General features: G+C 66.2%; 1 protein-coding gene. It reads right to left on the bottom strand.

Annotated elements, in window-relative coordinates; all coding sequences use genetic code 11:
* Window positions 1-139: 139 nt before the first annotated feature.
* Entirely contained in the window at window positions 140-1,222 is a 1,083-nt protein-coding gene (locus tag C8P66_RS23380) for an IS5 family transposase (RefSeq protein WP_111400674.1), read from the bottom strand.
* Between the last annotated feature and the right edge of the window lie 73 nt (window positions 1,223-1,295).

Below are 1,295 nucleotides of genomic sequence, written 5' to 3'. Positions count from 1 at the left end.
CAGGCTGCGGAAATACGTGTCGAGATTGGCCGATTTCCTGGCTTTCGCCTGAGCATTGCTGGGCATTTTGCTCTGTTTGGGACGATTGGCGATGGTCTTGCGGCGGCATGTCTCGACACCAGACACATCTCGGGCGCGATCATGCCGTAGTTCCCAGCAGCTTGGGCAAACGCACCAGATTGTAGGCCGCGACCCGCAGCGTGAACGCCCAGCCGACACGCGCCAGACCCCGCAGCCGCATCCGGCGCAGCCCCGCCACCTCCTTGCCCCAGCCGAACACTTCCTCGATCCGCTTGCGGATCACCTGGCTGACCGCATAGCCCGCATGCCGCGTGGTGCGGCCATCAATCGCCGAACTCCGGCCATTCTTGTGCTGCGCCACATGCGGCGTCACGCCCATCTCGCGCATCGCCGCCACGAACCCCTGCGTGTCGTAGTTCTTGTCGGCACCCAGCGTCGTCCGCCCAGGCCAGGCCAGCGGCGCCATCATCGCCTGCCCGGCGTCGCGCTCGGCCGTGCCTGTGGCCAGCGTCGTCGTCTCGCCCACCACCAGGCCGTGGCGGTTTTCCATCACCACATGCCCCGCGTAACACAGCTTCGCCGCCTGGCCGTTCGACTTGCGCGCCAGACGCGCATCCGGATCAGTGGTCGAGGCGTGCGTCGCATTGCTCCGCTTCTCGCCGTGGAAGTCCCGCTCCCCGTTGCGTCCAGGCGCCGGCGGCTCGCCGCTGCCATCCTTCGGCCGGAAGCTCTTCATCGAGGCCCAGGCGTCCAGCAGCGTGCCATCCACCGAGAAATGCTCCGACGACAGCAGCGGCGCGACCTCGGGCGCCGCCAGCACCGCCTGGAAGAACGCCCGCGCGATGTCGCCCCGTACCAGCCGATCGCGGTTCTTGGTGAACACCGTCACGTCCCACACGGCTGCGTCCATCGACAGCCCGACAAACCAGCGAAACAGCATGTTGTAGGTGATCTGTTCCATCAACTGCCGTTCCGAGCGCACCGAGTAGAACGCCTGCAGCAGCAGCGCGCGGAGCAGCTTCTCCGGCGCGATCGAGTCCCGCCCGCCCGCCGCATACAGCTTGTCGAACTCACCCGACAGACGCTCCAGCGCCGCGTTCACGATCGGGCGGATCAGCCGCAGCGGGTGGCCCGCCGGCACCATCGCCTCCGGGCTCAGATAACTGAACATCGCCGCCGTCTGACGATCCGCTCCACGCATCATACCGCCCCCAATCCACAGAATCAGCGAATCAGATCAACACCGGTTTGAACAGCCGAATTTCCGCAACCTG

Origin of the sequence: Humitalea rosea, assembly GCF_003253705.1 — a bacterium.
Classification (GTDB): Bacteria; Pseudomonadota; Alphaproteobacteria; order Acetobacterales; family Acetobacteraceae; genus Humitalea; species Humitalea rosea.
This window is presented reverse-complemented; position numbering and strand designations above follow the sequence as displayed.

Coding starts and splice junctions, on each gene's coding strand:
- C8P66_RS23380 (WP_111400674.1), bottom strand. CDS start 1,222: ATGCGTGGAGCGGATCGTCAGACGGCGGCGATGTTCAGTTATCTGAGC.